Source organism: Streptomyces sp. NPDC015532 (assembly GCF_043078065.1).
Lineage (GTDB): Bacteria > Actinomycetota > Actinomycetes > Streptomycetales > Streptomycetaceae > Streptomyces.
The window spans coordinates 478,249-502,740 of sequence record NZ_JBIBSY010000003.1 but is presented as its reverse complement, the minus strand read 5'-3'; the positions used below and the strand labels follow the sequence as shown (position 1 = coordinate 502,740).

24 protein-coding genes are annotated in these 24,492 nt (G+C 70.5%); 12 read left to right on the top strand and 12 right to left on the bottom strand.

Going from position 1 to position 24,492, the window contains the following annotated elements:
• The first annotated feature begins 285 nt into the window (after window positions 1–285).
• The 4 genes from ACF07B_RS13465 to ACF07B_RS13450 all read left to right on the top strand — a co-directional run bounded on the left by ACF07B_RS13465 (window position 286) and on the right by ACF07B_RS13450 (window position 4,281).
• Window positions 286–1,278, top strand: coding sequence for an AraC family transcriptional regulator (locus ACF07B_RS13465; RefSeq protein WP_392179207.1), 993 nt, complete (start codon window positions 286–288; stop codon window positions 1,276–1,278).
• 269 nt (window positions 1,279–1,547) lie between these two features.
• Window positions 1,548–1,874, top strand: a complete 327-nt coding sequence (locus tag ACF07B_RS13460) for a tetratricopeptide repeat protein (protein WP_392179206.1) — start codon at window positions 1,548–1,550, stop codon at window positions 1,872–1,874.
• 380 nt (window positions 1,875–2,254) lie between these two features.
• The gene (locus ACF07B_RS13455) at window positions 2,255–3,319 is read left to right on the top strand and encodes a Rieske 2Fe-2S domain-containing protein (RefSeq protein ID WP_392179052.1); all 1,065 of its coding nucleotides are present in this window, start codon (window positions 2,255–2,257) and stop codon (window positions 3,317–3,319) included.
• Window positions 3,316–4,281, top strand: coding sequence for a PDR/VanB family oxidoreductase (locus tag ACF07B_RS13450; protein ID WP_392179051.1), 966 nt, complete (start codon window positions 3,316–3,318; stop codon window positions 4,279–4,281). Before ACF07B_RS13455 ends, ACF07B_RS13450 begins: the two co-directional genes overlap by 4 nt.
• On the opposite strand, the gene ACF07B_RS13445 is transcribed toward ACF07B_RS13450, so the two are convergent.
• A complete protein-coding gene (locus ACF07B_RS13445; RefSeq protein ID WP_392179050.1) occupies window positions 4,232–5,047 on the bottom strand; it encodes an IclR family transcriptional regulator C-terminal domain-containing protein in 816 nt (271 codons plus the stop codon). The genes ACF07B_RS13450 and ACF07B_RS13445 overlap by 50 nt on opposite strands.
• A 185-nt stretch (window positions 5,048–5,232) precedes the next feature.
• Here ACF07B_RS13445 and ACF07B_RS13440 point away from each other — a divergent pair, with 185 nt between their 5' ends.
• The 4 genes from ACF07B_RS13440 to ACF07B_RS13425 are packed head-to-tail and all read left to right on the top strand — an operon-like array spanning window position 5,233 to window position 8,670.
• Entirely contained in the window at window positions 5,233–6,204 is a 972-nt protein-coding gene (locus tag ACF07B_RS13440; protein WP_392179049.1) for an ABC transporter substrate-binding protein, read from the top strand.
• Window positions 6,201–7,010, top strand: a complete 810-nt coding sequence (locus ACF07B_RS13435; protein ID WP_369482491.1) for an ABC transporter permease — start codon at window positions 6,201–6,203, stop codon at window positions 7,008–7,010. Before ACF07B_RS13440 ends, ACF07B_RS13435 begins: the two co-directional genes overlap by 4 nt.
• Window positions 7,011–7,060: 50 nt before the next feature.
• Window positions 7,061–7,825 carry an ABC transporter permease gene (locus ACF07B_RS13430; RefSeq protein WP_392179205.1) on the top strand — a complete coding sequence of 255 codons (765 nt, stop codon included), beginning with the start codon at window positions 7,061–7,063 and terminating at the stop codon, window positions 7,823–7,825.
• A 20-nt stretch (window positions 7,826–7,845) separates the two neighbouring features.
• Window positions 7,846–8,670: an ABC transporter ATP-binding protein gene (locus tag ACF07B_RS13425; protein WP_392179048.1), complete on the top strand. Its 825-nt coding sequence runs from the start codon at window positions 7,846–7,848 to the stop codon at window positions 8,668–8,670.
• A 43-nt stretch (window positions 8,671–8,713) separates the two neighbouring features.
• On the opposite strand, the gene ACF07B_RS13420 is transcribed toward ACF07B_RS13425, so the two are convergent.
• The 11 genes from ACF07B_RS13420 to ACF07B_RS13370 all read right to left on the bottom strand — a co-directional run bounded on the left by ACF07B_RS13420 (window position 8,714) and on the right by ACF07B_RS13370 (window position 20,649).
• Window positions 8,714–10,315: a glycoside hydrolase family 13 protein gene (locus tag ACF07B_RS13420; RefSeq protein WP_392179047.1), complete on the bottom strand. Its 1,602-nt coding sequence runs from the start codon at window positions 10,313–10,315 to the stop codon at window positions 8,714–8,716.
• Between the two features lie 39 nt (window positions 10,316–10,354).
• A complete protein-coding gene (locus ACF07B_RS13415) occupies window positions 10,355–11,230 on the bottom strand; it encodes a carbohydrate ABC transporter permease (protein ID WP_392179046.1) in 876 nt (291 codons plus the stop codon).
• Window positions 11,227–12,198, bottom strand: coding sequence for a carbohydrate ABC transporter permease (locus tag ACF07B_RS13410; protein WP_392179045.1), 972 nt, complete (start codon window positions 12,196–12,198; stop codon window positions 11,227–11,229). The genes ACF07B_RS13415 and ACF07B_RS13410 overlap by 4 nt, the downstream gene beginning before the upstream one ends.
• 8 nt (window positions 12,199–12,206) lie before the next feature.
• On the bottom strand, window positions 12,207–13,559 hold the full coding sequence (locus ACF07B_RS13405; RefSeq protein WP_392179044.1) for an ABC transporter substrate-binding protein: 1,353 nt from the start codon (window positions 13,557–13,559) through the stop codon (window positions 12,207–12,209).
• A gap of 204 nt (window positions 13,560–13,763) precedes the next feature.
• Window positions 13,764–14,762, bottom strand: coding sequence for a LacI family DNA-binding transcriptional regulator (locus ACF07B_RS13400; protein ID WP_362403756.1), 999 nt, complete (start codon window positions 14,760–14,762; stop codon window positions 13,764–13,766).
• Between the two features lie 107 nt (window positions 14,763–14,869).
• Complete coding sequence (locus tag ACF07B_RS13395; protein WP_392179043.1) at window positions 14,870–15,559, bottom strand: GntR family transcriptional regulator; 690 nt, start codon at window positions 15,557–15,559, stop codon at window positions 14,870–14,872.
• A 107-nt stretch (window positions 15,560–15,666) separates the two neighbouring features.
• Complete coding sequence (locus ACF07B_RS13390; protein WP_392179042.1) at window positions 15,667–16,668, bottom strand: proline racemase family protein; 1,002 nt, start codon at window positions 16,666–16,668, stop codon at window positions 15,667–15,669.
• A 59-nt stretch (window positions 16,669–16,727) separates the two neighbouring features.
• A complete protein-coding gene (locus tag ACF07B_RS13385; protein ID WP_392179041.1) occupies window positions 16,728–17,630 on the bottom strand; it encodes a dihydrodipicolinate synthase family protein in 903 nt (300 codons plus the stop codon).
• Window positions 17,631–17,703: 73 nt separating this feature from the next.
• Window positions 17,704–19,182: an FAD-dependent oxidoreductase gene (locus ACF07B_RS13380; protein ID WP_392179040.1), complete on the bottom strand. Its 1,479-nt coding sequence runs from the start codon at window positions 19,180–19,182 to the stop codon at window positions 17,704–17,706.
• The gene (locus ACF07B_RS13375) at window positions 19,175–19,501 is read right to left on the bottom strand and encodes a (2Fe-2S)-binding protein (protein ID WP_392179039.1); all 327 of its coding nucleotides are present in this window, start codon (window positions 19,499–19,501) and stop codon (window positions 19,175–19,177) included. The genes ACF07B_RS13380 and ACF07B_RS13375 overlap by 8 nt, the downstream gene beginning before the upstream one ends.
• A complete protein-coding gene (locus ACF07B_RS13370; RefSeq protein ID WP_392179038.1) occupies window positions 19,498–20,649 on the bottom strand; it encodes an NAD(P)/FAD-dependent oxidoreductase in 1,152 nt (383 codons plus the stop codon). The genes ACF07B_RS13375 and ACF07B_RS13370 overlap by 4 nt, the downstream gene beginning before the upstream one ends.
• Before the next feature lie 417 nt (window positions 20,650–21,066).
• Here ACF07B_RS13370 and ACF07B_RS13365 point away from each other — a divergent pair, with 417 nt between their 5' ends.
• From ACF07B_RS13365 to ACF07B_RS13350, 4 genes are all read left to right on the top strand, one after another.
• A complete protein-coding gene (locus tag ACF07B_RS13365; protein ID WP_392179037.1) occupies window positions 21,067–21,585 on the top strand; it encodes a hypothetical protein in 519 nt (172 codons plus the stop codon).
• Window positions 21,586–21,669: 84 nt separating this feature from the next.
• Window positions 21,670–22,512, top strand: a complete 843-nt coding sequence (locus ACF07B_RS13360) for a DUF4097 domain-containing protein (protein ID WP_369482477.1) — start codon at window positions 21,670–21,672, stop codon at window positions 22,510–22,512.
• Between the two features lie 122 nt (window positions 22,513–22,634).
• Entirely contained in the window at window positions 22,635–23,648 is a 1,014-nt protein-coding gene (locus tag ACF07B_RS13355; protein WP_392179204.1) for an ATP-binding cassette domain-containing protein, read from the top strand.
• Window positions 23,645–24,427: an ABC transporter permease gene (locus ACF07B_RS13350; RefSeq protein ID WP_384234113.1), complete on the top strand. Its 783-nt coding sequence runs from the start codon at window positions 23,645–23,647 to the stop codon at window positions 24,425–24,427. Before ACF07B_RS13355 ends, ACF07B_RS13350 begins: the two co-directional genes overlap by 4 nt.
• Window positions 24,428–24,492 lie beyond the last annotated feature (65 nt).

The window sequence follows — 24,492 nt, the reverse complement described above, 5'->3', positions numbered from 1 at the left end:
TGGAGCGGTTGCGCACGTGATGACCGTGGGGGCGCGCCGAGCGCTACAGACAGCGGTGGCTGATAACGCGTACGCCCTCTGGTCCGCACACACATCCCGACTAGGCTGAATGGCAGCCTACGGCGGGATACGCCGCATCGATCCCTTCCGATGCTAGGGGGATTGGCAGTGCTGGTTCCAGGCAATGGCGGCCATACTGTTGGCCGTTCCGGACACAGGGCGGCGACCGACGAAATCTCCACAGCTCCAGGGCTGTTCAACCGAGGCATCGCAGGCGTGCGCGCAATGGTGGACGTGGGCGTCGAGCGCGGAGTGGTCGTACCGGCATGCCTCGACGGCAGTGGTGTGGACGAGAACGCTCTTGCCGACGATGCCGCACATGTCCGGGCCTGGCAGGAGCTCACGGTGGCGCAGAACCTGGTCCGCGCCACGGGCGACGCTCCCGGCCTGGGGCTCGAGGTCGGCAGCCGGATTCCGCTGCGTACGTACAGCGTGTTGGGCTTCGCGCTGCTCGCCAGCCCGACGCTGCGCGAGGCCGCGGCTGTGGGACTTCGCTACCTGGAACTCACCTTCGCCATGGTCGGGATCCACCTTCAGGAGGACGGGAACGAGGTGCGTCTCGTCCTGGACGACGGGCTGGTGCCCCCGCCCGTCCGGCACTTCTTCGTCGAGCGGGAAATAGCCAATATCCGGGCCATCCTGGACACCATCGTGGGCCGGCCCTTCACCCCTCTCCGGCTGGATCTGCGCTTTCCACGGCCTGAGGAGTCGGCGCCGTACGAGGTGTTTGACGACGTGCCGATCGCCTTCGGGGCGCCGCGCAACGCGATCGTCACCCTCGCGGCGGTACTGGAGCAGTCGCTGCCGCAGGCCGACCAGCACACGATGCAGGTGTGCGAACGCGAGTGCAGGCTCCTGCTGGCCCGGCGCACCACCGACACGGGATTCGCAGTGCGGGTACGGGAACTGCTCATGCAGTGGCCGGACGGCATCCCCGACATGGGCGCCGCCGCAGCCGCGCTGCACCTCTCCACCCGTACTCTGCACCGGCGTCTGGCGGTGGAGGACACGTCCTACCGGCGTCTGGTCGACGCAGCGCGGCACGCTCGTGCTGTCGAGATGCTGTCCGACCTCGGACTCGGCGTCGACCAGATCGCCGCACGTCTCGGGTACGCCGACGCGGCGGCATTCATCCGCGCGTTCCGCCGGTGGACCGGTGCGACCCCCGGTGCCTACCGAACGCGGTCAGTACGCAACCTGTCGAGGGCCCGTGCCTGAGGCGACACGTCCGCCCAGCTCGGTCCGATCGACGAAACATCACCGCCGACATCAACTGGTCGACGACCGCAACCACGGGCGCGTTCTCCGCCGCCCTGCTGGTCTCGGCGGTTGCCGGGATACCCATCCGGCCGCATCCTGGACCGGCGTGGACCGCAGACGGTGCTGACATTCGGTTCGGTCCTCGCCCCCGTGGCCGCGCTGGCGCTCGCCTCCACGCCCTGCGGTGATCAACGCCCAGGACTCCGACGAGGACGTGTCGACGGTCTATCTGCCCGCCGCCGGCCAGCATCTGGCCCCTTCATGCGGTCGCCCCTGGGCAACGGGGGGATCCCGCCGCTGCGGCCGCCGCCTATGAAGAGCTGCCGGCCGACCAAGTCCGCGTTTCTTGGACCCGACCACCCGAAACTCTCGCCACCCGCGACAATCTCGCCGGCTGGGTAGGGGATGCGGGAGACGCGGCAGGAGCAGCCGCCATGTTCGATCAACTTCTGGCCGATCGGCTTCGTGTCCTGGGGCCCGCTCACCCCACAACTCGCGGAACCCTTGCGAGCCTTGCATATCGGCTGGACCAAGCGGCCACAGATCCGTCATAGGGAGGCGGGATTCGGTAGGGGGCGATTCTGCTGAACGGCGTCGTACCGGCCCCGTGGGCTGTGCGCGGCTCGAACCCACAACCAACGGATCACGAGTCTGCCGCCCTGCGCCACCGCCGACTTCCCGGTCCCAGCCATAGGGCCGGAGCAGGCGTCCCATGCGTGCCACCGGGAGACGAACGGCCTGTCGACGACCGTCTCTCCGACGATGCAACTTTTGCTCCTGTACCCCCAGGATCCGGCATCAGATTCGCCACAGAACCCCTCACCCCGCTGACGTGGCTTTCATCGGACATCTTCCGTGAGACGGAAGTCGTATTGCGGCCCGGTGATGTCTGCCCGAACGATGCCACCACCATCAGAGACGGGAGCCAGCCCCCATGCCGCACACGAGGGCCTTCGCCAGGAACCAGTGGTACGTCGTCGCCTACACCTATGAGATCGGACGCGAGCTCGTCGGACGGACCGTCCTCGGTGAGCCGCTGGTGCTCTACCGCACCGAGGAGGACGGGGCGGCCGTCGCGCTGTCCGACCGGTGTGTGCACCGGCGGTTCCCGCTCTCGGAGAGCCGGCTCGACGGTGACCGGATCGTGTGCGGCTACCACGGGTTCACCTACGACACGACCGGCACGTGTGTGTACGTGCCGGGGCAGAAGCGGATACCGCGCTCCGCCCGGGTCGCCTCCTACCCCGTCGTCGAGCGGGACCTGTTCGTCTGGGTCTGGATCGGCGACCCCGCGCTCGCCGACCCGGGATCCGTGCCGCGCGCACCGCACATGGACTCGCCCGGCTGGACGACGGTCAGCGGCATGGAGCCCATCGACGCGGACTACGGACTCCTCGTCGACAACCTCCTCGACCTCTCGCACGAGACGTATCTGCACGGCGGCTACATCGGCACGCCCGAGGTCGCCGAGACGCCGATAGCCACCGAGGTGGACGAGGAGGCCGGGATCGTGCGCGTCTCCCGGCGCATGGCCGACGCCGAGTGTCCGCCCTTCTACGCGCGGTCGACCGGCATCGAGGGGCGCGTCACCCGCTGGCAGGACATCGAGTACCACGCGCCGTGCCTCTATCTGCTGCACAGCAGGATCGCACCGGCCGGTGTGCTGCCGGAGGCGGACGGCAGTGACCCGAACGCCTTCCACACCGAGATCACGTACGCCATCACGCCGTCCGGCGCGGGCAAGGTGTACGACTTCTGGGCGGTCTCGCGTGACTTCGCCCGAGCGGACGACGACGTCAGCACCTTCATGCGGGACTTGAACCACACCGTCGTGATGCAGGACGTCGACGCGCTCACCATTCTCCAGCGGACCCTCGCCTCCGAGCCCACCGGCTACCAGGAGCTGAGCATCAACATCGACGCCGGCGGCCTCGCGGCCCGGCGCATCCTGGCCCGGCTGGCCGAGGAGGGCGACAAGCCGGTGGAGGGGGTGCGGTGACCGGCACCGCCGGGGACAGCTCGTACGAGACCGAACTCGTCGTCACGCGCAGGGAGTTCGTCGCCGAGGGTGTACTCGCCCTGAGCCTGCGGCAGCCGCTCGGCGCCGAACTCCCGCGCTGGGAGCCCGGGGCCCACATCGATGTCCGGCTCGGGCCGGACATCGAGCGGCAGTACTCCCTGTGCGGTGACCCGGCGGACCGCGGGACGTGGCGGATCGCGGTGCTGCTCGAACCGGACGGGCGCGGCGGATCGGCCTATGCGCACGGCCGGCTGGGCGAGGGTGACCGGGTCCGTGTCCGGGGCCCGCGCAATCACTTCGCCCTCGCGCCCGCTCCGCGCTACCGCTTCGTGGCGGGCGGCATCGGCATCACCCCGATCCTGCCGATGCTCGCCGCGGCCGAGGCGGCGGGCGCCGAGTGGACCCTGCTGTACGGCGGACGGACCCGCGGCTCCATGGCGTTCACCGAGGAACTGGGGCGGTACGGGGACCGGGTCACGCTCGCTCCCCTGGACGAGACCGGACCGCTCGATCTGCCCTCCGTGCTCGGCGGGCTCCCCGGCGGCACCCTCGTCTACTGCTGCGGTCCCGGGCCGCTGCTCGACGCGGTCGAGGAGCGCTGTCCGGCCGGCCTGCTGCACATCGAGCGGTTCCGGCCGAAGGACCGGGAGACGGACGGGGAGGCCGACGGGCAGCAGGAGTTCGAGGTCGTCCTGGAGCGGTCGGGGCGGACGGTCACCGTCCCCCCCGAGGTCTCCGTCCTCGACGCCGTGCGCGCCGCGGGTGTCGAGGTGCTCTACTCCTGCGCCGAGGGCACCTGCGGGACCTGCGAGACCGACGTGCTCGCGGGAACCCCGGACCACCGGGACTCGGTGCTCACGGCCGAGGAGCGGGAGGCGGGCGAGACCATGCTCATCTGCGTGTCCCGCTGCCTCGGGGGCCGGCTCGTACTGGACCTGTGACTCCCAGATCACGCTCGATCCGGGCGACCGTGTCCAGCAGGTGGGGAAGCAGGTCGCGGCGGACCGATTCGAGGCTGTTGCGGCTGGCGTGCACGGGGATGTTCGCGGCCGCCACCACGGCGCCGTCCCGGTCCCGCACCGGGGCGGCGACCGAGCGGAGCCCCTCCTCCAACTCCTGGTCCACGATGGCGTATCCCTGGCTCCGCGCCCGGGCCAGCTCGGCTCTCAGCAGGGCCGGCGAGACGATCGTGCGCGCGGTCAGGGCGCCCAGATCGGCCCGGTTCAGCCGGTCGTCGATCTCGTCGTCCGTGAGGTGCGCGAGGATCACCCGGCCCACGGAGGTGGCATGGGCCGGGAAGCGGGTGCCGACGGTGATCGTCGCCGTCATGATCCGGCGGGTCGGGACCCGCGCCACGTACACGATGTCGTCGCCGTCGAGGACACAGAGCGAGCTCGACTCCCCCACCTTCTCCGCGAGTTGTTTCAGGTGAGGCTCGGCGATCTCCGGGAGGGTGAAGCCGGAGAGATAGGCGTAGCCGAGTTCCAGCACGCGCGGGGTGAGCCGGAAGACCCGGCCGTCCGTGTGGACGTATCCGAGATCGACCAGGGTCAGCAGGAAGCGGCGTGCCGCCGCGCGGGTCAGGTCGCAGCCGCGCGCGACCTCACTGAGTGTCAGTTCCGGCCGGTCGGCGCCGAAGACGCGGATCACGGCGAGTCCGCGTTCGAAGGACCGGACGAAATGCGGCGCTCGGTCTGCTGCAGGCATCGTCGCCTCCAGAGGGACAAACGGAGTGCTCTCGTATGGAACGGGAGCACACTTCGATAACTGTCAACAATATTGTCAGCCAAGGCCATTGACCCGGCACGGACAGGGTTCTACCTTCGCGCTGAGCACCATTGTGCGGTGTGCGCACGCCCTGTCGGAACACTCTCGTCTGCACAGGAGGAGCCATGCGTCGTCTGCTCGCCGGTATCGCGGTCGGAGCCTTGCTGGTCACCGCGTCGGCCTGCGGTTCGTCCGACGGCGGTGGCGCCTCGGACAAGAACTCTTCGTCCGGCGGCACCACCACCGTGAAGCTGGGGATCATCCCCATCGTCGATGTCGCCCCCGTCTATCTGGGCCAGAAGAAGGGCTTCTACAAGAAGCACGGCCTGACCCTGTCGATGACGGCCGCCCAGGGCGGCGCGGCCATCGTCCCGGGGGTCGTGTCGGGCCAGTTCCAGTTCGGGTTCTCCAACGTGACCTCGCTGATGATCGCCCAGTCCAACAGCGTTCCCGTGAAGGCCATCGCGAACGGTGTCGCCTCGACGGGCGTGGCGGGCAAGGACTTCGGCGCCATCACGGTCAAGAAGGGCAGCGCCATCACCTCGGCGAAGGACCTGGAGGGCAAGAAGGTCGCCGTCAACACCCTCAAGAACATCAACGAGACGGCCGTACGCGCGTCGGTGCGCAAGGCGGGCGGCGATCCCTCCAAGGTGAAGTTCGTCGAGCTCGCCTTCGACCAGATGCCCGCGGCCCTCGACAGCGGCCAGATCGACGCCGCGATGGTGGTCGAGCCCGCGCTCGCCACCGTCAAGAGCCAGGGCGCGACCGAGATCGCCTCCTCCCTGGTCGACGTCGCGGAGAACCTCACCGTCGCCATGTACTTCACCTCGAACCAGTACATGCAGCAGCACCCCGACGTGGTGAGGAAGTTCCAGGAGGCCACCGCGGAATCGCTCGCGTACGCCGACGAGCACCCGGACGAGGTCCGGCAGATCGTCACCACGTACACGACGATCCCCGCGGCCGTGCTGGCCGAGGTGACGCTGCCCAAGTGGCCGGCCGAGGAGAACCGGGCCTCGATCGAGACACTGGAGAAGCTCGGCGAGCAGGACGGCCTCTTCAAGTCGGCACCCGACCTGGACAAGCTGCTGCCGTGACACGGAAGCGAGTGCGCGGCGGCGGCTTTGCCGGACGGGCCGTGAACGCCGCACTGGGCGCGGCCGGGCTCGCGGCCTTCCTCGCCCTCGGCGAGGCGGTGCCGCGGCTCGGCATCGTCAAGGAACGGTACTTCCCGCCGACCAGCCGGATCGCGCGCGCCCTCGGTGAGCAGATCACCGAGGGCGCCTTCTGGACGGATCTCGGCGACACGCTCACGGGCTGGGCGCTGGGCCTGGCGATCGCGGTCGGCGCGGGGATCGTGGTGGGGGTGGTCGTCTCGGTCGTGCCGTATCTGCGCGAGACGACCGCCTCGACGATCGAGTTCCTGCGCCCCATCCCCTCCGTGGCCCTGATCCCGCTCGCCGTCCTGCTGTACGGGACCGAGCTGAGGTCGGTGCTCCTGCTGGTCGTCTACGCGTCCTTCTGGCAGGTTCTCGTCCAGGTCATGTACGGGGTGCGGGACGTGGACCCGGTGGCGGAGGAGACGGCGCGCTCGTACGGGCTCGGCACCTGGGCCCGGGTCCGTCATGTGCTGTGGCCGACCGCGCTGCCGTACGTCATGACGGGGGTCCGGCTCGCCGCGGCCGTCGCGCTCATCCTCACGGTGACCGCCGAACTCGTCATCGGGGCACCGGGGTTGGGCGCGCGCATCGCGGTCGCCCAGACCTCGCAGGCGGTGCCCGAGATGTACGCGCTGATCGTGGTCACGGGTCTGCTCGGGCTGCTCATCAACGTGGGGGCCCGGACGGTGGAGCGGTACGCGCTGGCCTGGCACCAGTCGGTGCGCGGGGAGGTGACGGTGTGACGGGCCTCCCGCCCGAACCGACGCGGCCGAGCCCGTGGGGAAGTCTCCCGCTGCGGGTGCTGTTCGTCGTGGCGCTCCCCGTGCTCCTGTTCGTCCTCTGGTGGCTCGCGTCGGACGGCAGCACCAATGTCTACTGGCCGCCACTGCGCACGATCCTGAAGACGTTCCCCGACGTCTGGACGCGTGACCGGCTCCGCGCCGACCTGGTGCCCAGCCTGCTGCGGCTGCTGGCCGGCTACGCGGCCGCGGCCGTGGTGGGAGTCGGCGTCGGCACGGTCATCGGCTCGTACCGGAAGGTGCGGGCGGTGTGCGAACCGGTCCTGGAGTTCCTGCGGGCGGTGCCGCCGCCCGTCCTCGTTCCGGTCATCATGCTGTTCGCGGGCATCGGGGACACGATGAAGATCGTCGTGATCGCCAGCGGCTGTGTGTGGCCGATCCTGCTCAACACGATCGAGGGGGTGCGCGCCGTCGACTCCGTGATGTCCGAGACGGCCCGCTCGTACGGCATCACGGGTCCGGCGCGGATACGGTCCGTCGTCCTGCCGTCCGCGAGCCCGCAGATCTTCGCGGGCCTGCGCCAGGCGCTGTCCATCGGCATCATCCTGATGGTCATCAGCGAGATGTTCGCGGCGAGCAACGGACTCGGCTTCACCATCGTGCAGTTCCAGCGCGGCTTCGCGATCCCCGACATGTGGACCGGGATCCTCGTCCTCGGCCTGCTCGGCTTTCTCCTCTCGGTCGTCTTCCAGTTGGTCGAGCGCCGGGTCCTCGGCTGGTACCACGGTCTGCGCGACTCCTCCAGGCGGTCCTCGTGACGCTCGCGAAAGGGCGGTCCATGCACGCGTCTTTGGTCGTATCCGGCCTGCGGAAGGTCTACGAGGGGTCGGGCCGCCGGGTGGAGGCGGTCCGCGACCTCACCTTCACGGTGGACGCGGGTGAACTCGTCTGTCTGGTCGGGCCGTCGGGCTGCGGCAAGACCACCCTGCTGAAGTGCATGGGCGGCCTGCTGACACCGACGTCGGGCGAGGTGCTGCTCGGGGGCCGGCGGGTGAGCGGGCCGCCGCCGGGCATGGCGTTCGTGTTCCAGGAGTACGGGCGCAGCCTGTTCCCCTGGATGAGGGTCGGCGCGAACGTCGAACTCCCGCTGCGGCAGAAGAATCTGAGCAGGGCGCGGCGCCGGGAACTGGTCGCCGACGCACTCGAGTCCGTGGGCCTGGCCGATGCCGAGGGGGCCTATCCGTGGCAGCTGTCCGGGGGGATGCAGCAGCGGGTCGCCATCGCGCGGGCCCTGGCGTACGAGCCCGAAGTCCTGCTCATGGACGAGCCGTTCGCGGCGGTCGACGCGCAGACCCGCGCCGATCTGGAGGATCTGGTGCGCCGGCTGTGGCGGCAGCGCGGGATCACCATCCTGTTCGTGACCCACGACATCGACGAGGCCGTCTATCTGGGTGAGCGGGTCCTGGTCCTCTCGGCCTCCCCGACCGTCGTCCAGGAGCAGCTGAAGGTCGATCTTCCGGAGGACCGCGACCAGTTGCGGACACGGGTCTCCCCGCGCTTCGCCGAGTTGCGGACCCGTGTGTACGAGCAGATCCAGGCGGCGAAGCGCGGGGAGCCGGTCACGAGGAAGGACGCACCCAGGGACGCGCCTCGACCGAACTGAACCGGCCCTGGGGGACTGCGCTGTGCGGTAGCGGTCGGCCGGCTCAGGCGCGCAGCCAGACCGCCGTGTCCGGCGGAAGGAGCCCGTCGGCCGTCAGCGGGTCGCTGTGGAGCAGGAGCCGGGAGTGCTCGGGGAGCCCGACCGGGCCGTCGGTCAGATTGACCACGCAGAGCAGACCGTCCGCGCGGGTGAAGGCGAGGACGCCCTCCGGTGCGGGCAGCCAGCCGAACACGCCGTCACCGAAGCCCGGTTCGTCGCGGCGGACGCGCAGCGCGGCACGGTAGAGGCTCAGCATGGACCGGGGGTCGACCCCCTGGAGGTCGGCGGCGTACGCGGGCCAGTCGGCGGGCTGCGGGAGCCAGGGCTCCCCGCCGAAGCCGGCATACGGCTCCCCGGCGGTCCAGGGCAGCGGGACCCGGCAGCCGTCGCGGCCCGGGTCCGTGCCCCCGGAGCGCGAGTGCATCGGGTCCTGGATTCTGTCGAGCGGCAACTCCACCTCGGGCAGGCCGAGTTCCTCGCCCTGGTAGAGGTAGACGGAGCCGGGCAGGGCGAGCGAGAGCAGCGCGGCGGCGCGGGCCCGGCGGGTGCCGAGAGCCAGGTCGGTGGGGGTGCCGAAGGTCTTGGCGGTGAAGTCGAAGCCGGTCTCCGTACGGCCGTAGCGGGTGACCGTGCGGGTCACGTCGTGGTTGCACAGCACCCAGGTGGCCGGAGCGCCGACGGGGGCGTGTTCGGCGAGGGTCTCGTCGATGGAGGTCCGCAGCCGTCCGGCGTCCCAGGGGCAGGACAGGAAGGAGAAGTTGAAGGCGGTGTGCAGTTCGTCGGGGCGCAGATAGCGCGCGAAGCGCTCGGAGTCGGGGAGCCAGACCTCGCCGACGAAGACACCGTCGTAGGCGTCGGCGACCGCCCGCCAGGAACGGTAGATGTCATGGAGCTCGTCACGGTCGACGTACGGGTTCGGGTCGCGGCCCTCGACGAAGTCGGGCAGGTCCGGGTCCTTGGCCAGCAGCGCGGCCGAGTCGATGCGAACTCCCGCCACTCCGCGCTCGAACCAGAAGCGCAGGATCTCCTCGTGCTCCCGGCGGACGGCCGGGTGCGCCCAGTTGAGGTCGGGCTGCTCGGGGGTGAACAGGTGGAGGTACCAGTCGCCGTCGGGCAGCCGGGTCCACACGGGTTCGGTGGAGCCCGCGAACTGGGACGGCCAGTCGTTGGGCGGCAGTTCGCCGTTCTCGCCGCGTCCGGGGCGGAAGTGGAAGAGGTCGCGCTCCGGGCCGCCCGCCAGCGCCGCCCGGAACCAGGGGTGCTGGTCCGAGACGTGGTTCGGCACGATGTCGACGAGTGTGCGGATGCCCAGCTCGCGGGCCTCGGCGATGAGCTTCTCGGCCTCGGCTAGGGTTCCGAAGGCCGGGTCGATCGTGCGGTAGTCGGCCACGTCGTAGCCGCCGTCGGCCAGGGGCGAGAGATACCAGGGGTTGAACCACAGGGCGTCCACGCCGAGTTCGGCGAGGTACGGGAGTCTGGCGCGGACGCCCGCGAGGTCGCCGGTGCCGTCGCCGTCGCCGTCCGCGAAGCTGCGGACGTACACCTGGTAGATGACGGCGGAACGCCACCACGCGGACTGATTTCGGGCAGGGCGGGGCTGTCCCACGGTGCGTTGCCTTTCGTTCGAGGAGGTCGGTGAGGGGCGTCAGCCCTTGGTGCTGCCCGCGCTGATGCCGGCGATGATGTGCCGCTGGAACACCAGGAACATCAGGACCATGGGGATGCTGGCGATCACCATCGCGGCGATGAGCACGGTGAGCTGGATGTTCTGCGACAGCTGGACGAGCGCCACGCTGATGGGCTGCTTGTCGGTGTCGGAGAAGACCATCAGCGGCCAGAGGAAGTCCTGCCAGACGGCGACCAGGGCGAAGATCGACACGACTCCGAGGACGGGCCGGGACATGGGCAGCACGATCGACCACAGGGTGCGCAGCCGTCCGGCGCCGTCGATCTCGGCGGCCTCCAGGACGTCGCGCGGGATCTGGTCGAAGAAGCGTTTGAGGAGATAGAGGTTGAAGGCGTTGGCGACGGCCGGCAGCCAGATGCCCAGCGGGTCGTTGAGCAGGCTGGTGTGGATGAGGGGCAGGTCGGCGACCGTCAGGTACTTCGGGACGACCAGGGCCTGCGCGGGGACCATCAGGGTGGCGAGGATGCCGCCGAGGATCACGTTGCCGAAGGCGGGCTTCAGTTTGGACAGGGCGTAGGCGGCGGCCGTGCAGAGGACGAGCTGGAGGAACCAGGCCCCCGCCGCCTGGACGACCGTGTTCCACAGGTGTGTGGGCAGGTCCATCAGGTCCCACGCGTCGGTGTAGCCGGACAGGTGCCACCGGTCGGGGACGAGGGTCGGCGGGGTGCGCGTGACCTCGTCCGGCGACTTCATGGCGCCGGTCACCATCCAGTAGACGGGGAACAGGAAGGCCAGCGCGAACAGCAGGACGACGCCGCTGAACACGGTCCAGTAGACGGCCCTGCCGCGGGGGCGGGCCAGGGCGAGCGGGGAGACCAGGGTGCGGGTGCTCATGTGTCGTCCCCTTCCGAGCGGGTCAGCCGCAGGTACAGGGCGGAGAAGGTGCTGAGCAGGACGAGCAGCATGACGCTCAGCGCGCAGGCCCCTCCGAAGTCGTTGTAGAGGAAGGCGTACTTGTAGATCAGGTAGAGCACGGTGACGGTCTTGTCCTCGGGACCGCCGCCGGTGATCACGAACGGTTCGGTGAACACCTGCATGGTGGCGATGATCTGAAGCAGCATCAGCATGAGGATGATGAAGCGCGTCTGAGGGATCGTCACGTGGCGGATGCGCTGGAGCAGGTTCGCGCCGTCCAGCTCGGCCGCCTCGTACAGCTCGCCGGGGATGCTCTGGAGGGCGGCGAGGTAGATGAGGACGGTGCCTCCGAGGTTGGCCCAGGTGGCGACGATCACCAGCGAGACGAGCGCGGTGTCGGCTCCGTTGGACCAGTTCGAGGTCGGCAGGTGCAGCGCGCGCAGCGTCTCGTTGGCGAGGCCGGCCCCGGGGTCGTAGAACCACTTCCACAGCAGGGCGCTGACCACCGGCGGGATCATCACCGGCAGGTAGACCACGACTCTGAAGAAGGCCTTCGCGTGCCGCAGTTCATTGAGGACCAGCGCCATCACGAAGGGGACGGCGAAGCCGATGAGCAGGGCGAGGACGGTGAAGGTGAGGGTGTTGCGCCAGGCGGCGGTGAACTCCGGGTCGTGGAAGACCCGGGTGAAGTTGGCGGTGCCGACCCATTCGCCGCCGCTGCCCGGTGTGTACTTCTGGAAGGCGATCACGACGGCGCGGATCGCCGGGTACCAGGAGAACAGGGCGAAGCAGAGCAGGCCGCCGGCCAGGAAGGCGTAGGCGCGGAACTGGTCGGCCAGGCGCCGGCGCGATGGTCCCCCGGTCCGGCGCCCGGCCGACCGCGGCGCCTCCGGCACGCCGAGGGCGGCCGGAGGAAGCGCTGCGGGGGGCTTCGATGCGGTCTTCATGAACGGTGTCAGCCTCGGGCCAGAATCGAGTCGATCTTGCCGGAGGCGTCCTTGAGGAGCTGGTCGATGTCGGCGTCCTTCTTGGTGAGCACCGCGGACACGGCGGCGTCGAGGACGGAGTAGATCTGCTGGGCCTGCGGGGGCTCGATCTTCATCTGGAGGCTCTGGTTGCCGTCGAGGAAGGCCTGGTAGTTCTCCACGGGCACGTTGGCGTTGGCCTTCTTGACCTGCTGGTCCTTGTCGTCGGCGGCGCCGGTGAACAGGCGCGGCTCGGGCAGGCCGACGGGCGCCTTGTTCTGCTTGGCGCGGGCGTAGTCACCGAGGAAGCCGTCGCCGGGCGTCAGGAACATGGAGTCGAGCCACTTGAGGCCCGCCTTGATCTGGGCCGGCGAGTCCTTCTTGTTGAACATGTAGCCGTCGCCGCCGATGAGCGTTCCCTTGCCGCCGGGCATCGGCGCCAGACCGAGGTCGTTGTAGTTGCCGCCCTTCTCCTTGACCAGGATCGGGATGTTGTCGGGCGCGGAGAGGTACATGCCGAGCTTTCCGGAGCCCATCATCTGCTGGACGTCGTTGATGACCAGCAACTGCTTGCTGCCCATGGAGTTGTCGCTCCAGCGCATGTCCTTCAGGTTCTGCAGGACGGCCTTGCCCTCGGGGGTGTCGACGGTCGCCGACTTGCCGTCCTCGGCGACGACGTTCCCGCCCTGCGAGTAGAGCTCGGCGGTGAAGTGCCAGCCGCCCTGGTTCTGGGCGCTGTAGTCGGCGTACCCGACCGTGCCCTCGCCGAGCGCGGCGATCTTCTTGGCGTCCGCGCGCAGCTCCTCCCAGGTGGCCGGCGGCTTGTCGGGGTCGAGACCGGCCTTCTTGAAGAGCGCCTTGTTGTAGATGAGGCCCATCGAGTAGCCGGTGCGCGGGATGCCGTAGATCTTGCCGTCGACGGTGTAGATGTCGCGCAGTTGCTGCTGGATGGTGCTGTAGCTCTTGAGGTCCTTGACGTAACTCGTGATGTCGGCGGCCTGGTTGACGTCGACGACGTGCTTGGCGTCGGTGAAGTACGTGTAGAACACGTCCTCCATCTGGCCGCCGGCCAGCTTGGCGTCGAAGGTCTTGGGGTCCTGACACGGGAACGCGTCGTGGGCGACGACGTCGATGTCCGGGTTGGCCTTCTCGAAGGCCGCGATGTCGGCGTCGAAGAACGAGCGGTCGACCTTGGCGCTCTTCGGCGGCTCGCAGTTGACGGTGACGCGGGTCTTTCCGTTGGCCGCGTCGTCGTCGTCGCTCGAACCGCACGCGGTGGCGGTGAGCGCGACGGAGGACGCCATGAGCATGACGAAGGTACGGCGGAACCCGGTACTTCTCATTGGTGGACCCCTTCGGGCTGGAGCGAGGAAGGCCCACGGCGGGCGTGCCGCCGTGTTCTGGCGCCGCACACTCAAGCACCGACACCATCCGTCCGCAAGATGTCGCGCAGAATCTGTAATTATTTGACAGTGATGGGGGGTCTTCGTTGCAGGTGGTTGCGTACCGGAGTCAGCGGCCCCGGTACGGCGGACCGGCCGTGCCGCTCAGCCGCGGGGTGCCTGCGCGGTCGACCCGCGCACCACCAGCTCCGGCTCGAACAGCAGCTCCTCGGGGGTCACACTGCTGCCGCCGATCTGCGCGTTCAGCAGTTCCACCGCGGCGCGCCCCATGGCCTCGATGGGCTGGCGGACCGTGGTCAGCGGGGGTTCGGTGCAGTTCATGAACGCCGAGTCGTCGTACCCGACGACGGAGATCTCGCCGGGGACGCTGAGCCCCTTGCGGCGGGCCGCCCGGACCGCACCGAGCGCGAGCGGGTCGCTGGCGCAGATGATGCCGGTGACCCCCTGGTCGAGCAGTCGCGTGGCCGCGGCCTGACCGCCCTCCAGCGAGAACATCGCCCGTGCCACGTACGCGTCCGGCAGATCCGGCGCGAGGGCGCGCGCCGCCGCGAGCTTGCGGCCCGAGGGCATGTGGTCGCCGGGGCCGAGGACGAGTCCGATCCGCTCGTGGCCGAGCGAGTCGAGATGACGCCAGGCCTGCTCGACGGCGACGGCGTCGTCGCAGGAGACGCACGGGAAGCCGAGGTGCTCGATGGCCGCGTTGACCAGCACCACCGGAATGTTACGGTCCGCGAGCTGGCGGTAGTGGTCGTGCGGCGCGTCGGCCTGCGCGTACAGCCCGCCGGCGAACACCACCCCGGAGACCTGCTGCTGGAGCAGGAGTTCCACGTAGTCGGCCTCGGAGACACCGCCCTTGGTCTGGGTGCACAGCACCGGGGTGAGGCCGAGCTGGGCGAGCGCTCCGCCGATCACCTCGGCGAAGGCCGGGAAGATCGGGTTCTGGAGCTCGGGCAGCACGAGCCCTACGAGCCGCGCGCGTTCGCCGCGCAGCTGGGTCGGCCGCTCGTAGCCGAGGACGTCCAGGGCGGACAGGACCGCCTGCCGGGTGGAGTCGGAGACACCCGGCTTGCCGTTGAGCACCCGGCTGACCGTGGCCTCGCTGACCCCGACCTTCTTCGCCACCTGAGCAAGTCGTCGCGTCATGAACGCAAGAATAGCGCAAGAAATGCAAGTTGCTTGCGTAAAAGTTCGGCCGGGTTCCCGCTCCCAGGAACGAGCCGGACGGCTTCACGCCCGCACCGCCGGACCCCTCAGGGCGCCGCCCACATCCCGCGGACGTGACCCAGGTGGCGTGTCATCACCGCGTGCACGGCGCGCTCGTCACGCTCCAGGAGCGAGTCGAGGAGTTCCAGGTGCTCCCTCGCCGAGTCCTCCAGACGCCCCGCCCGGACCAGGGCGTCGAGTCCGTACAGGCGTGAGCGCTTGCGCAGGTCGCCGACGACCTCGACCAGATGCGCGTTGCCCGCGAGGGCCAGCAGACCGAGGTGGAAGCGGATGTCCGCCTCCACGTAGGCGATGAGGTCACCGGCGGCGGCAGCCGTCACGATCTCCCGGGCGGCCGGACGCAGTGCCTCCAGCGAGACGGGGTCCGCCGTGGTGGCCAGCCGCACGACGGTGGGGATCTCGACGAGCGAGCGGATGTGGGTGTACTCGTCGAGCTGCTTCTCGGAGACCTCCGTGACGCGGAAACCCTTGTTGGGGACCGTGTCGACCAGACCCTCCTTGGCCAGGTCGAGCATGGCCTCGCGGACCGGCGTCGCCGAGACGCCGAAACGGGCCGCCAGGGTCGGCGCCGAGTACACCTCGCCGGGCCGCAGCTCACCCGCGATCAGCGCGGCGCGCAGGGCGTCGGCCACGCGCTCTCGGTAGCTGCTCCGCCTGCCGCCCAGCGCGGGCAGGTCGGGAGCGGCTGAGGGTGCGCTGCTGCGCTGGGCGGCCATCGGGGTCTCCTCGTACGGGCCGGCGCGTCGTCGTCCCGCCGCACCGGCCCTGTGCCATGTCACGTCCTACTCGGAACTCCAGTATCTACGCCCCGGCGCGGAGCCGCTCACAGGACGAACCCGGCCGGGAACGGGTCCGAGGGGTCGAGCAGGTACTGGGCGGTGCCCGTGATCCAGGCGCGTCCCGTGAAACTGGGCAGCACGGCGGGCACTCCGGCGACCTCGGTGGTGCCGAGCAGCCGCCCGGTGAACCGCGTCCCGATGAAGGACTCGTTCACGAACTCGGTGTCCAGCGGGAGTTCACCGCAGGCGTGCAGCTGGGCCATGCGCGCGCTGGTGCCCGTACCGCACGGTGAGCGGTCGAACCAGCCGGGGTGGATGGCCATCGCGTGCCGCGAGAAGCGGGCCGTCGCCCCGGGCGCGTACAGGTGGACGTGGTGGCAGCCGCGGATGGACGGGTCCTCGGGGTGCACGGGCTCGCCCTCGGCGTTGACCGCGTCCATCAGCGCGAGCCCGGCCGCGAGGATCTCGTCCTTGCGGGAGCGGTCGAAGGGCAGGCCGAACTGTTCCAGCGGCAGGATCGCGTAGAAGTTCCCGCCGTAGGCCAGGTCGTACGTCACCGTGCGCCCGTCGGCGAGCGTGGCCTCGCGGTCGAGGCCGACGGCGAAGGACGGCACGTTCTTGAGCGTGACCTCCCGGGCCGCGCCGTCCTCCACGGCGACCTCGGCGACGACGAGCCCCGCGGGGGTGTCGAGCCGGATCGTGGTGACGGGCTCGACGACCTCGACCATGCCCGTCTCCACCAGAACGGTCGCCACACCGATCGTGCCGTGTCCGCACATCGGCAGATAGCCCGACACCTCGATGTAGATCACTCCGTAGTCGCAGTCCGGGCGGGTGGACGGCTGGAGGATGGCCCCGCTCATCGCCGGGTGGCCGCGCGGCTCGTTCATCAGGAGCTGTTTGATGTCGTCGCGGTGCTGACGGAAGTACAGCCGCCGCTCGTTCATGGTCGCGCCCGGGACCGTGCCGATCCCGCCCGTGATCACCCGGGTCGGCATGCCCTCGGTGTGCGAGTCGACGGCGTGCAGGACGAGTTTGCTGCGCATGGGACTCCTGAGTCGTGTCGGCGGGACGGCTGGACGGTGGTGGCGGGGGCCGTTCCGGCTCAGGCGAGACCGGCGGCGACGGCCCGCTCCGTGGCCAGGCGCACGGCGGCCTCCTGCTCGGGCAGCAGCGGGACGCGCGGCGGCCGCACCGGACCGCCGTACCGGCCGACGATGTCCATGGACCGTTTGATGGCCTGGACGAACTCGACCCGGGAGTCCCAGCGCAGCAGCGGGTGGAGCTGCCGGTAGAGCTTGCCGGCCGTGTCGAGGTCACCGGCCACGGCCGCGCGGTAGAGCTCGACGCTCGCCCGGGGCAGCGCGTTCGGATAGCCGGCCACCCAGCCCTTGGCCCCGGCCACCGCGAGTTCGAGCAGGACGTCGTCGGCGCCGATCAACAGGTCGAGTTCCGGAGCGAGTTCGGCGATGCGGTAGGCGCGGCGCACATCGCCGGAGAACTCCTTGACCGCCTGGACGAAACCGGCGCCGTGCAGCTTCGCGAGGAGTTCGGGCACCAGGTCGACCTTGGTGTCGATCGGGTTGTTGTACGCGACGACCGGGATGCCCGCCCGGGAGACCTCCTCGTAGTGGGCGAGGACCGAACGGTCGTCCGCGCGATAGGCGTTGGGCGGCAGCAGCATCACGGCGCCGCAGCCCGCGTCCCTGGCCTGCTCGGCCCAGCGACGCGCCTCCGCGGAGCCGTACGCGGCGACGCCGGGCATCACCCGGGCCCCGCCGACCGCGGCGACGGCGGTCTCGACGACCTTGGCGCGCTCCTCGGGCGTGAGCACCTGGTACTCGCCGAGCGAACCGTTCGGTACGACGCCGTCGCAGCCGTTCTCGACGAGCCAGGCGCAGTGTTCGGCGTACCGGCCGTGGTCGACGCCGAGGTCGTCGTTCAGCGGGAGCGCGGTGGCGACGAGGACACCACGCCAGGGGCGCCGGCTGTCGGGGGTGACGGTCATGAGCTGCTCATCCCTCTCCATGGGGTGCGATCAAGGGTGTGACCAAAGGATGTGATCAAGAGCGGGTGACTTCTCACTGCCGGTCGAGGGGCGGTGAGGTGCGGCCGGGCTCCGGGGGCGAACTCGTGCCGGGTGGCGGGTCGTCGTCGTCCGAACCGGCCCGGGCGAGTACGCCGAGCGGTACCGGACGGGCCAACAGCCTTCGCGCGGGCGTCTGTTCGCAGCCGACCAGTCCGGCGACGGCGGGTTCGCAGATCCGGCCCTGGCACCATCCCATTCCGGCGCGGGTGAACAGCTTGACCGTCCGTACGTCGCCCGCGCCGAGGCCGGCGGCCTCGCGGACGCGGCCGGCGGTGACCTCCTCGCAGCGGCACACGACGGTGTCGTCGGTGACCTGGTCCGTCCAGTGGGCGGGCGGCGTGTACACGGCGTCGAGGGCGGCGGAGAACGAGCGCGCCCTCGCCCGGACCCTGACGGCTTTGGCGGCCGAGCGCGGATCGGGTCCGGTGCCGCGCAGCCGGGCGGCCACCGACCGGCCCGCGAGATGCCCCTCGGCCAGGGAGAGCACGGCACCGCCGATCCCCGTGGTCTCCCCGGCGGCCCAGACGCCGGGGACGTCGGTGCGCTGCTCGTCGTCCACGTCGACCCTCGCCCCGTCGATACGGCAGCCGAGCGCTCCGGCGAGATCCGTGTGCGGGAGCATCCCGTGGCCGACGGCGAGCGTGTCGCACGGGATGCGGCGCCCGGTTCCGGGCCGTACGCGCCCGTCCGGGCCGAGCGCGGCGACGGTGACGGCTTCGAGCCGCGCCGCGCCATGGGCTTCCACGACGGTGTGCCGGGGGAGGAACGGAACACGGTGGCGCAGGAGGCGGGCCGCGTACAGGACCGCCTCGGCGACCTTGCCCGGCTCGGCCGCCAGCGCCCCGGCAGCGCGCGGCAGCCTTCTCGGATCGAGGGACTCCACGAGCGCGGCGACCTCGGCCCCCGCGCCGGCCAGTCCGGTCGCCACGGGCAGCAGCAGCGGCCCGCTTCCCGCGACGACCACTCTTCTCCCCGGCACGACGAGACCGCCCTTGAGCATGGCCTGGGCCCCGCCCGCGGTCACCACTCCGGGCAGGGTCCAGCCGGGGAAGGGCAGCACCTTCTCGTACCCGCCGGCGGCGAGGACCACGGCGTCGGCACGCACACCGACCGGGCGCTCCTGGAGCGGGCCGACGAGAGCGTGGACGGTGAATCCCGGCCGTGTGCCGGTGCTCGCCCCGGTCCTTTCGACCAGCCAGACATGATGGTCCGCCAGGAACTCGACCGTGCCCGCTTCCAGGTGTCCGGCGAGCCCCTGTTCCAGCCGCCGCCACGTGCGCCACCGATGGTGCAGCGCGCGGGGCCGCCGGGCGCCCAGGCCGCTCGCGGGCCGGCGGTAGAACTGTCCGCCCGCGGATGTGGCCGAGTCGATCAGCGTGACGTGGATGCCGCGGGCCGCCGCGGCCAGGGAGGCGGCGAGACCGGCCGGGCCCGCGCCGATCACCGCGAGGCGGTGGGGTCCGTCAGTCATCGTGGCCGGTTCCTTCCTGGGTGCGGATCGTGTCGCCTGGCGCCAACGTGACCAGACAGGCCCGTTGGTTGGGGCGGTCGTTGACGGTGACGAGGCAGTCGAAGCAGACGCCGATGCCGCAGAAGACCCCGCGGGGCCGGCCCTCGTCACGGGTGCTGCGCCACGCGGTGATGCCTTCGGACCACAGCGCGGCGGCGACCGTCCGGCCGGGCAGCACCTCGACGGCCCGGCCGTCCAGGGTGACGGTGAAGGCGGGGCCGGGTTCGGCCCGTACGAGATCCAGGGGGGTCGCACGGCGTCCTCGGGAAAGCGGGTTCACACGGCCTCCTCGGGAAAGCGGTCGGGCCGGAACGGCGTGAGGTCGAGGCCGGGTGCCTTGCCCGCCAGGAGCCGCGCGAGGAGCTGTCCGGTCCCGGTGGACAGCCCGATGCCCGCCCCTTCGTGACCGCAGGCGTGGTAGAGCCCGGGGGCCCGCGGGTCGGGGCCGATGGCGGGCAGATGGTCGGGCAGGTAGGGCCGGAATCCGAGGTAGGTCCGCAGGGCGCGCACCTGCGAGAGGAACGGGAAGAGCCGAACGGCGCCCGCGGCCAGTTCCCGTACCACCGGCAGCGAGAACGACCGGTCGAAGCCGACCCGTTCCCGGCTCGCCCCGATCAGGATCGGGCCGGCCGCGGTCCCCTCCACGACGGGCGAGGTCTGGAGGGCGGCCGAGTCACTGGCGACGTCGGCGACATAGTCCGCGGCGTACACCTTGTGGCGCACCCGGCGCGGCAGGGGCTCGGTGACGAGGACGAATCCCCGGCGGGGCAGGACGGGAAGCGTGACGCCCGCGAGCGAGGCCAGTTCGGCGCCCCAGGTGCCGGCCGCGTTGACGACGGCGGGCGCGTGCACGTCACCCCGGTCGGTGCGCACTCCCCGGACCGAGCCGTCCCTCGCGCGCAGCACCTCGGTCACGGTGCGCCCGGTCAGCAGCCGGGCCCCCGACGCCCGGAGGAGATGCGCGGCCGCGAGGGCGGGCATCACCTGGGTGTCCTGGGGATAGCGCACGGCGCCCGCGAGCCCCGGGGCCAAGTACGGCTCCAGATCGTGCAGTTGGTCGGCGGCGACGGGTTCGGCCCGCACACCCGCCGTTCGCTGGCCGGCTGCGAACGTCTCCAGCGCGGCCAGGTCCTCGGGCGTGGACGCCACGACGACGCCCCCCTTGGCCTCGTACTCGATCGCCTTGGCGTGCTCCTCGGCGAGGTCGGCCCACAGACGCCCGGAGAGCAGGGCGAGGTCGAGCTCGGGTCCGGGTTCCTTGTCGGAGACGAGCAGATTCCCCTCACCCGCGCCGGTCGTGCCGCCGGCCACCGGGCCACGGTCCACCACGGCGACGTCGAGGCCCTCACGAGCCGCGTACAGGGCACAGGCGGCGCCCACCATTCCGGCTCCGACGATCACGACATCGCAGGTAACAGGCTGACTCACATCAGTACCATGTCACATATTGCCGCGCCGGTCCCGGAGTCCGACACAAGGAACGGGCCCGATCCGAAGGCGAGGACGGGACGCGGACGGCGACGACGGGGACCGGACCGAGGCAGGGACGGGGACAGGGACGGGCTGCGGCGAAATCGGCTTCACCGGACATCGCCTGGCATCGCCTGGCGCCGTTCGACGCCACCCGGCACCACTCGACACCACCCCCCGGCGCACCTGACACAAATTGGCACCACCCGGCGCCACACTGCACCCTCCCTTGACACACGGACCCCCGTGGCACCACCGCACCCCGAACACCTCCCTCAGTATTTCCGCAGTTCAGAGGGGCAATCTACAGAATGACCCGACGCCGGGAGCCGTTCACGCTTGCGCGTGGCGCCATAGTGGTGCCACCATGTCGTCATGGACCTCACTCCGTATGTCGACACCTTGCGCCAGGAACTCGCGGTGGCCGCCGAGGCCGGCGGGGAAGAAGCCCGTCAGCTGGCCGAGCGCCTCACCGCTCCGCTGGAGTCGGCGACGCGTCTGACCCTGCTCAACGTGCTCTCCGCCGCGATGGACGAGATCACCCGCGAGCTGGCTCCCGGCTCGGTCGACGTACGGCTGCGGGGACTGGACCCCGACTTCGTGGTGACACCGCCGCCTTCCTACGGTGACACCAGGGAAGCGGCGGAGGCACCCGTCGAACCGTTCAGGGCACCGCTGCCCGCCGACGGCGACGAGGGCGGCACCGCCCGCGTCAATCTGCGCCTGCCCGCCCATCTCAAGACGCGCGCCGAGGAGGCCGCGAGCCATGAGGGCCTGTCGGTCAACGCGTGGCTCGTGCGGGCCGTGTCGGCCGCGGTCGACGGCGGAACCCGGCCGCGCCCGACGGGCAAGAGCCGCACCATCGGACAGAGCTTCACGGGCTGGGTGCGCTAGCCGCCCCCGCGCCCGCACCACGTCACCCACCCACCACGTCCCACCTGCGGGGACGACCCAAGGACCCACGAGGACGGTACAGCCATGCCTTCTTTCGACACCCCCGAACCCATCTCGGTCACCGCCGAGGTGACCGCCGGCGCCATCCGTCTCACCGCCGCGGACCGCCCGGACACGGTCGTCGAGGTGCGGCCCCTCGACCCGAAGAAGGACAGGGACGTACGGGCCGCCGAGCAGACCGAGGTCGTGTACGCGGGCGGCTCCCTGACGGTCAGGACGAAGCAGCGTCATCTGATCGGCTCCAGCGGTGCCGTCGATGTGACGGTCGGCCTTCCCACCGGCTCGCGGCTCGACATGACCTGTTCCTGGACCCAGGTGCTGGCCGAGGGCCGGTTCGGCGAGGTCCGCGTGAAGACCTCGGCCGGAGACGTGCGCCTCGACACCACCGGCCCGCTGAATCTGACGGCGTCGCACGGCCTGATCACCGTGGACCGCGTCGAGGGCATGGCCGAGATCACCAGCAGCACCGGCAACGTGCGCGTCGGCACGGTCGTCGGACCCGCCGTCCTGAAGAACGCGCACGGCACCACGACCGTCGGCACGGTGACCGGCGAGCTGCGGGCGAGCGGTACCAACGGTGGCATCGACATCGCGCGCGCCGAGGCGTCGGTCGCCGGCACCACGACCAACGGACACCTTCGTGTCGCCGAAGTCGTCGGCGGTGACATCCAGTTGGAGACCTCCAACGGATCCATCGAGGTCGGCGTCCGCCGGGGCGTCGCCGCCTGGCTCGACGTAAGTTCCAACCGTGGTCAGGTACGCAACATGCTCGCCTCGGCCGAGGCTCCGGAGGAGACCGAGGGCACGGTCACGGTCCGCGCGCGGACCAACTGGGGCAACATCGACATCCTGCGCGCCAAGTCCTGAGCTCCCCCGCCTCACGGGCTCACCACCGCCGCTCCCCCGCCCCACGCCCTCAGCACCTCCGCTCCCCTCCAGTGCCTGACTCACCCGGCCTTCGAACGGAGAGCTCCATGTCTTTTTCTGTCATGCCCATGCCTATTCCTAACTCCGGTCGGGACGGCGGTCCGCAGCCGCCCGCCGCCGTCTCCGCCGTCGGTCTGCGCAAGGCGTACGGCGACAAGACCGTGCTCGACGGGATCGATCTGCGTATCCCGGCCGGCTCCGTCTTCGCGCTGCTCGGACCGAACGGCGCCGGAAAGACCACCACCGTGCAGATCCTGTCCACGCTCATCGCCGCCGACGGCGGGCGGGCCCAGGTCGCGGGCCACGACCTCACCGACTCACCCGACGGGGTGCGCTCCGCGATCGGTGTCACCGGGCAGTTCTCGGCGCTCGACGATCTGCTCACCGCCGAGGAGAACCTGCTTCTCGTGGCCGACCTGCTGCGTCTCGGCAGGCGCGAAGGACGGTTCCGCGCCAGGGAGCTGCTCCAGCGGTTCGACATCGCGGACGTCGCCGACAAGCGGGCCGCGACCTTCTCCGGCGGCATGCGGCGCCGGCTCGACCTCGCCATGACCCTGGTCGGCGAACCCCAGGTGATCTTCCTGGACGAGCCCACGACCGGTCTCGATCCGCGCAGCCGCCGCACGATGTGGGACACGGTGCGCTCGCTGGTCGCGGGCGGCACCACCGTGTTCCTCACGACCCAATATCTGGAGGAGGCCGACCAGTTGGCCGACCGGATCGCCGTGCTCGACGGCGGCCGGATCGTCGCCGAGGGCACCGCCGGCGAACTCAAGGCGCGGATCCCCGGAAGCCACGTCCGGCTGCGTTTCGCCCGGCCCGGCGAGTACGAGCGCGCGGCCGAGGCCTTCCCCGACGCGGCCCGCGACGACGAGGACCTCGCGCTGCGCGTGGCGGGCGACGGTGGGCTCGACGCGCTGCGCGTCCTGCTCGACCGGCTGGACACCGCCGGTGTCCGGGCCGCCGACTTCTCCGTGCACACCCCCGACCTGGACGACGTGTTCCTCACCCTGACCGGCGGCGCCACCCGGACCGGCACCAGCAGCCCGCTTCACGTCAAGGAGACCCTGCGATGAGCACCCTCACCTACGCCGTGCACGACTCGATGACGATGCTGCGGCGCAACCTCAAGCACGCGATCCGCTATCCGAGTGTGTCGCTCGGCGCCGCCATGATGCCGATCCTGATGCTGGTGCTGTTCGTGTACGCCTTCGGTGACTCGATCGGCGCCGGAATGGGCGGCGGCCGGGACGCCTATCTGGAATACCTGACGCCCGGCATCATCATCATGGGTGTGGCGGCCGGGGCCATGTCGACCTCGATCGCGGTCTGTTCGGACATGACGCAAGGCATCATCAACCGCTTCCGCACCATGAACATCACTCGTTCGTCGTTCATGACGGGCCATGTCATCGGCAGCGTCATCCAGACGATGGTGAGCATGGCCCTGGTCGTGGGCTTCGCGCTCGCCATCGGCTTCCGTTCGGACGCGAGCCCCCTCGAATGGCTCGCCGCCGCCGGTCTCCTCGTGGCCATCGCGTTCGCGGTGACGTGGCTGTCGGCGGCGCTCGGCCTGGTCTCCAGGACCGTCGAGTCCGCGAGCAACAAGCCGCTGCTGGTCCAGTTCCTGCCGTTCCTCGGCTCCGCGTTCGTGCCGGCCGACTCGATGTCCCCGGGCCTTCGCTGGTTCGCCGAGAACCAGCCCTTCACACCGATGACCGAGACGCTGCGCGGTCTGCTCTCCGGTTCGGCGATCGGTGACAACGGCTGGATCGCGCTCGCCTGGTGTGCCGGCATCAGCCTGGTCGGCTACGTCTGGTCGCGCTCGCTGTTCAACAGCACCACCAGGCGTTGAGAGCCTGCGTCCCGAAGCGCCGGTGAGGGGCCGACGTCCGCCGCACGCGGACTCCGGCCCCTCGT

Bases quoted from the DNA above. Each gene is read 5' to 3' on its own strand.
- ACF07B_RS13465 (WP_392179207.1), top strand. From the start codon at position 286: ATGGTGGACGTGGGCGTCGAGCGCGGAGTGGTCGTACCGGCATGCCTC.
- ACF07B_RS13455 (WP_392179052.1), top strand. From the start codon at position 2,255: ATGCCGCACACGAGGGCCTTCGCCAGGAACCAGTGGTACGTCGTCGCC.
- ACF07B_RS13445 (WP_392179050.1), bottom strand. From the start codon at position 5,047: ATGCCTGCAGCAGACCGAGCGCCGCATTTCGTCCGGTCCTTCGAACGC.
- ACF07B_RS13440 (WP_392179049.1), top strand. From the start codon at position 5,233: ATGCGTCGTCTGCTCGCCGGTATCGCGGTCGGAGCCTTGCTGGTCACC.
- ACF07B_RS13425 (WP_392179048.1), top strand. From the start codon at position 7,846: ATGCACGCGTCTTTGGTCGTATCCGGCCTGCGGAAGGTCTACGAGGGG.
- ACF07B_RS13415 (WP_392179046.1), bottom strand. From the start codon at position 11,230: ATGAGCACCCGCACCCTGGTCTCCCCGCTCGCCCTGGCCCGCCCCCGC.
- ACF07B_RS13410 (WP_392179045.1), bottom strand. From the start codon at position 12,198: ATGAAGACCGCATCGAAGCCCCCCGCAGCGCTTCCTCCGGCCGCCCTC.
- ACF07B_RS13405 (WP_392179044.1), bottom strand. From the start codon at position 13,559: ATGAGAAGTACCGGGTTCCGCCGTACCTTCGTCATGCTCATGGCGTCC.
- ACF07B_RS13400 (WP_362403756.1), bottom strand. From the start codon at position 14,762: ATGACGCGACGACTTGCTCAGGTGGCGAAGAAGGTCGGGGTCAGCGAG.
- ACF07B_RS13395 (WP_392179043.1), bottom strand. From the start codon at position 15,559: ATGGCCGCCCAGCGCAGCAGCGCACCCTCAGCCGCTCCCGACCTGCCC.
- ACF07B_RS13390 (WP_392179042.1), bottom strand. From the start codon at position 16,668: ATGCGCAGCAAACTCGTCCTGCACGCCGTCGACTCGCACACCGAGGGC.
- ACF07B_RS13385 (WP_392179041.1), bottom strand. From the start codon at position 17,630: ATGACCGTCACCCCCGACAGCCGGCGCCCCTGGCGTGGTGTCCTCGTC.
- ACF07B_RS13380 (WP_392179040.1), bottom strand. From the start codon at position 19,182: ATGACTGACGGACCCCACCGCCTCGCGGTGATCGGCGCGGGCCCGGCC.
- ACF07B_RS13365 (WP_392179037.1), top strand. From the start codon at position 21,067: ATGGACCTCACTCCGTATGTCGACACCTTGCGCCAGGAACTCGCGGTG.
- ACF07B_RS13360 (WP_369482477.1), top strand. From the start codon at position 21,670: ATGCCTTCTTTCGACACCCCCGAACCCATCTCGGTCACCGCCGAGGTG.
- ACF07B_RS13355 (WP_392179204.1), top strand. From the start codon at position 22,635: ATGCCCATGCCTATTCCTAACTCCGGTCGGGACGGCGGTCCGCAGCCG.
- ACF07B_RS13350 (WP_384234113.1), top strand. From the start codon at position 23,645: ATGAGCACCCTCACCTACGCCGTGCACGACTCGATGACGATGCTGCGG.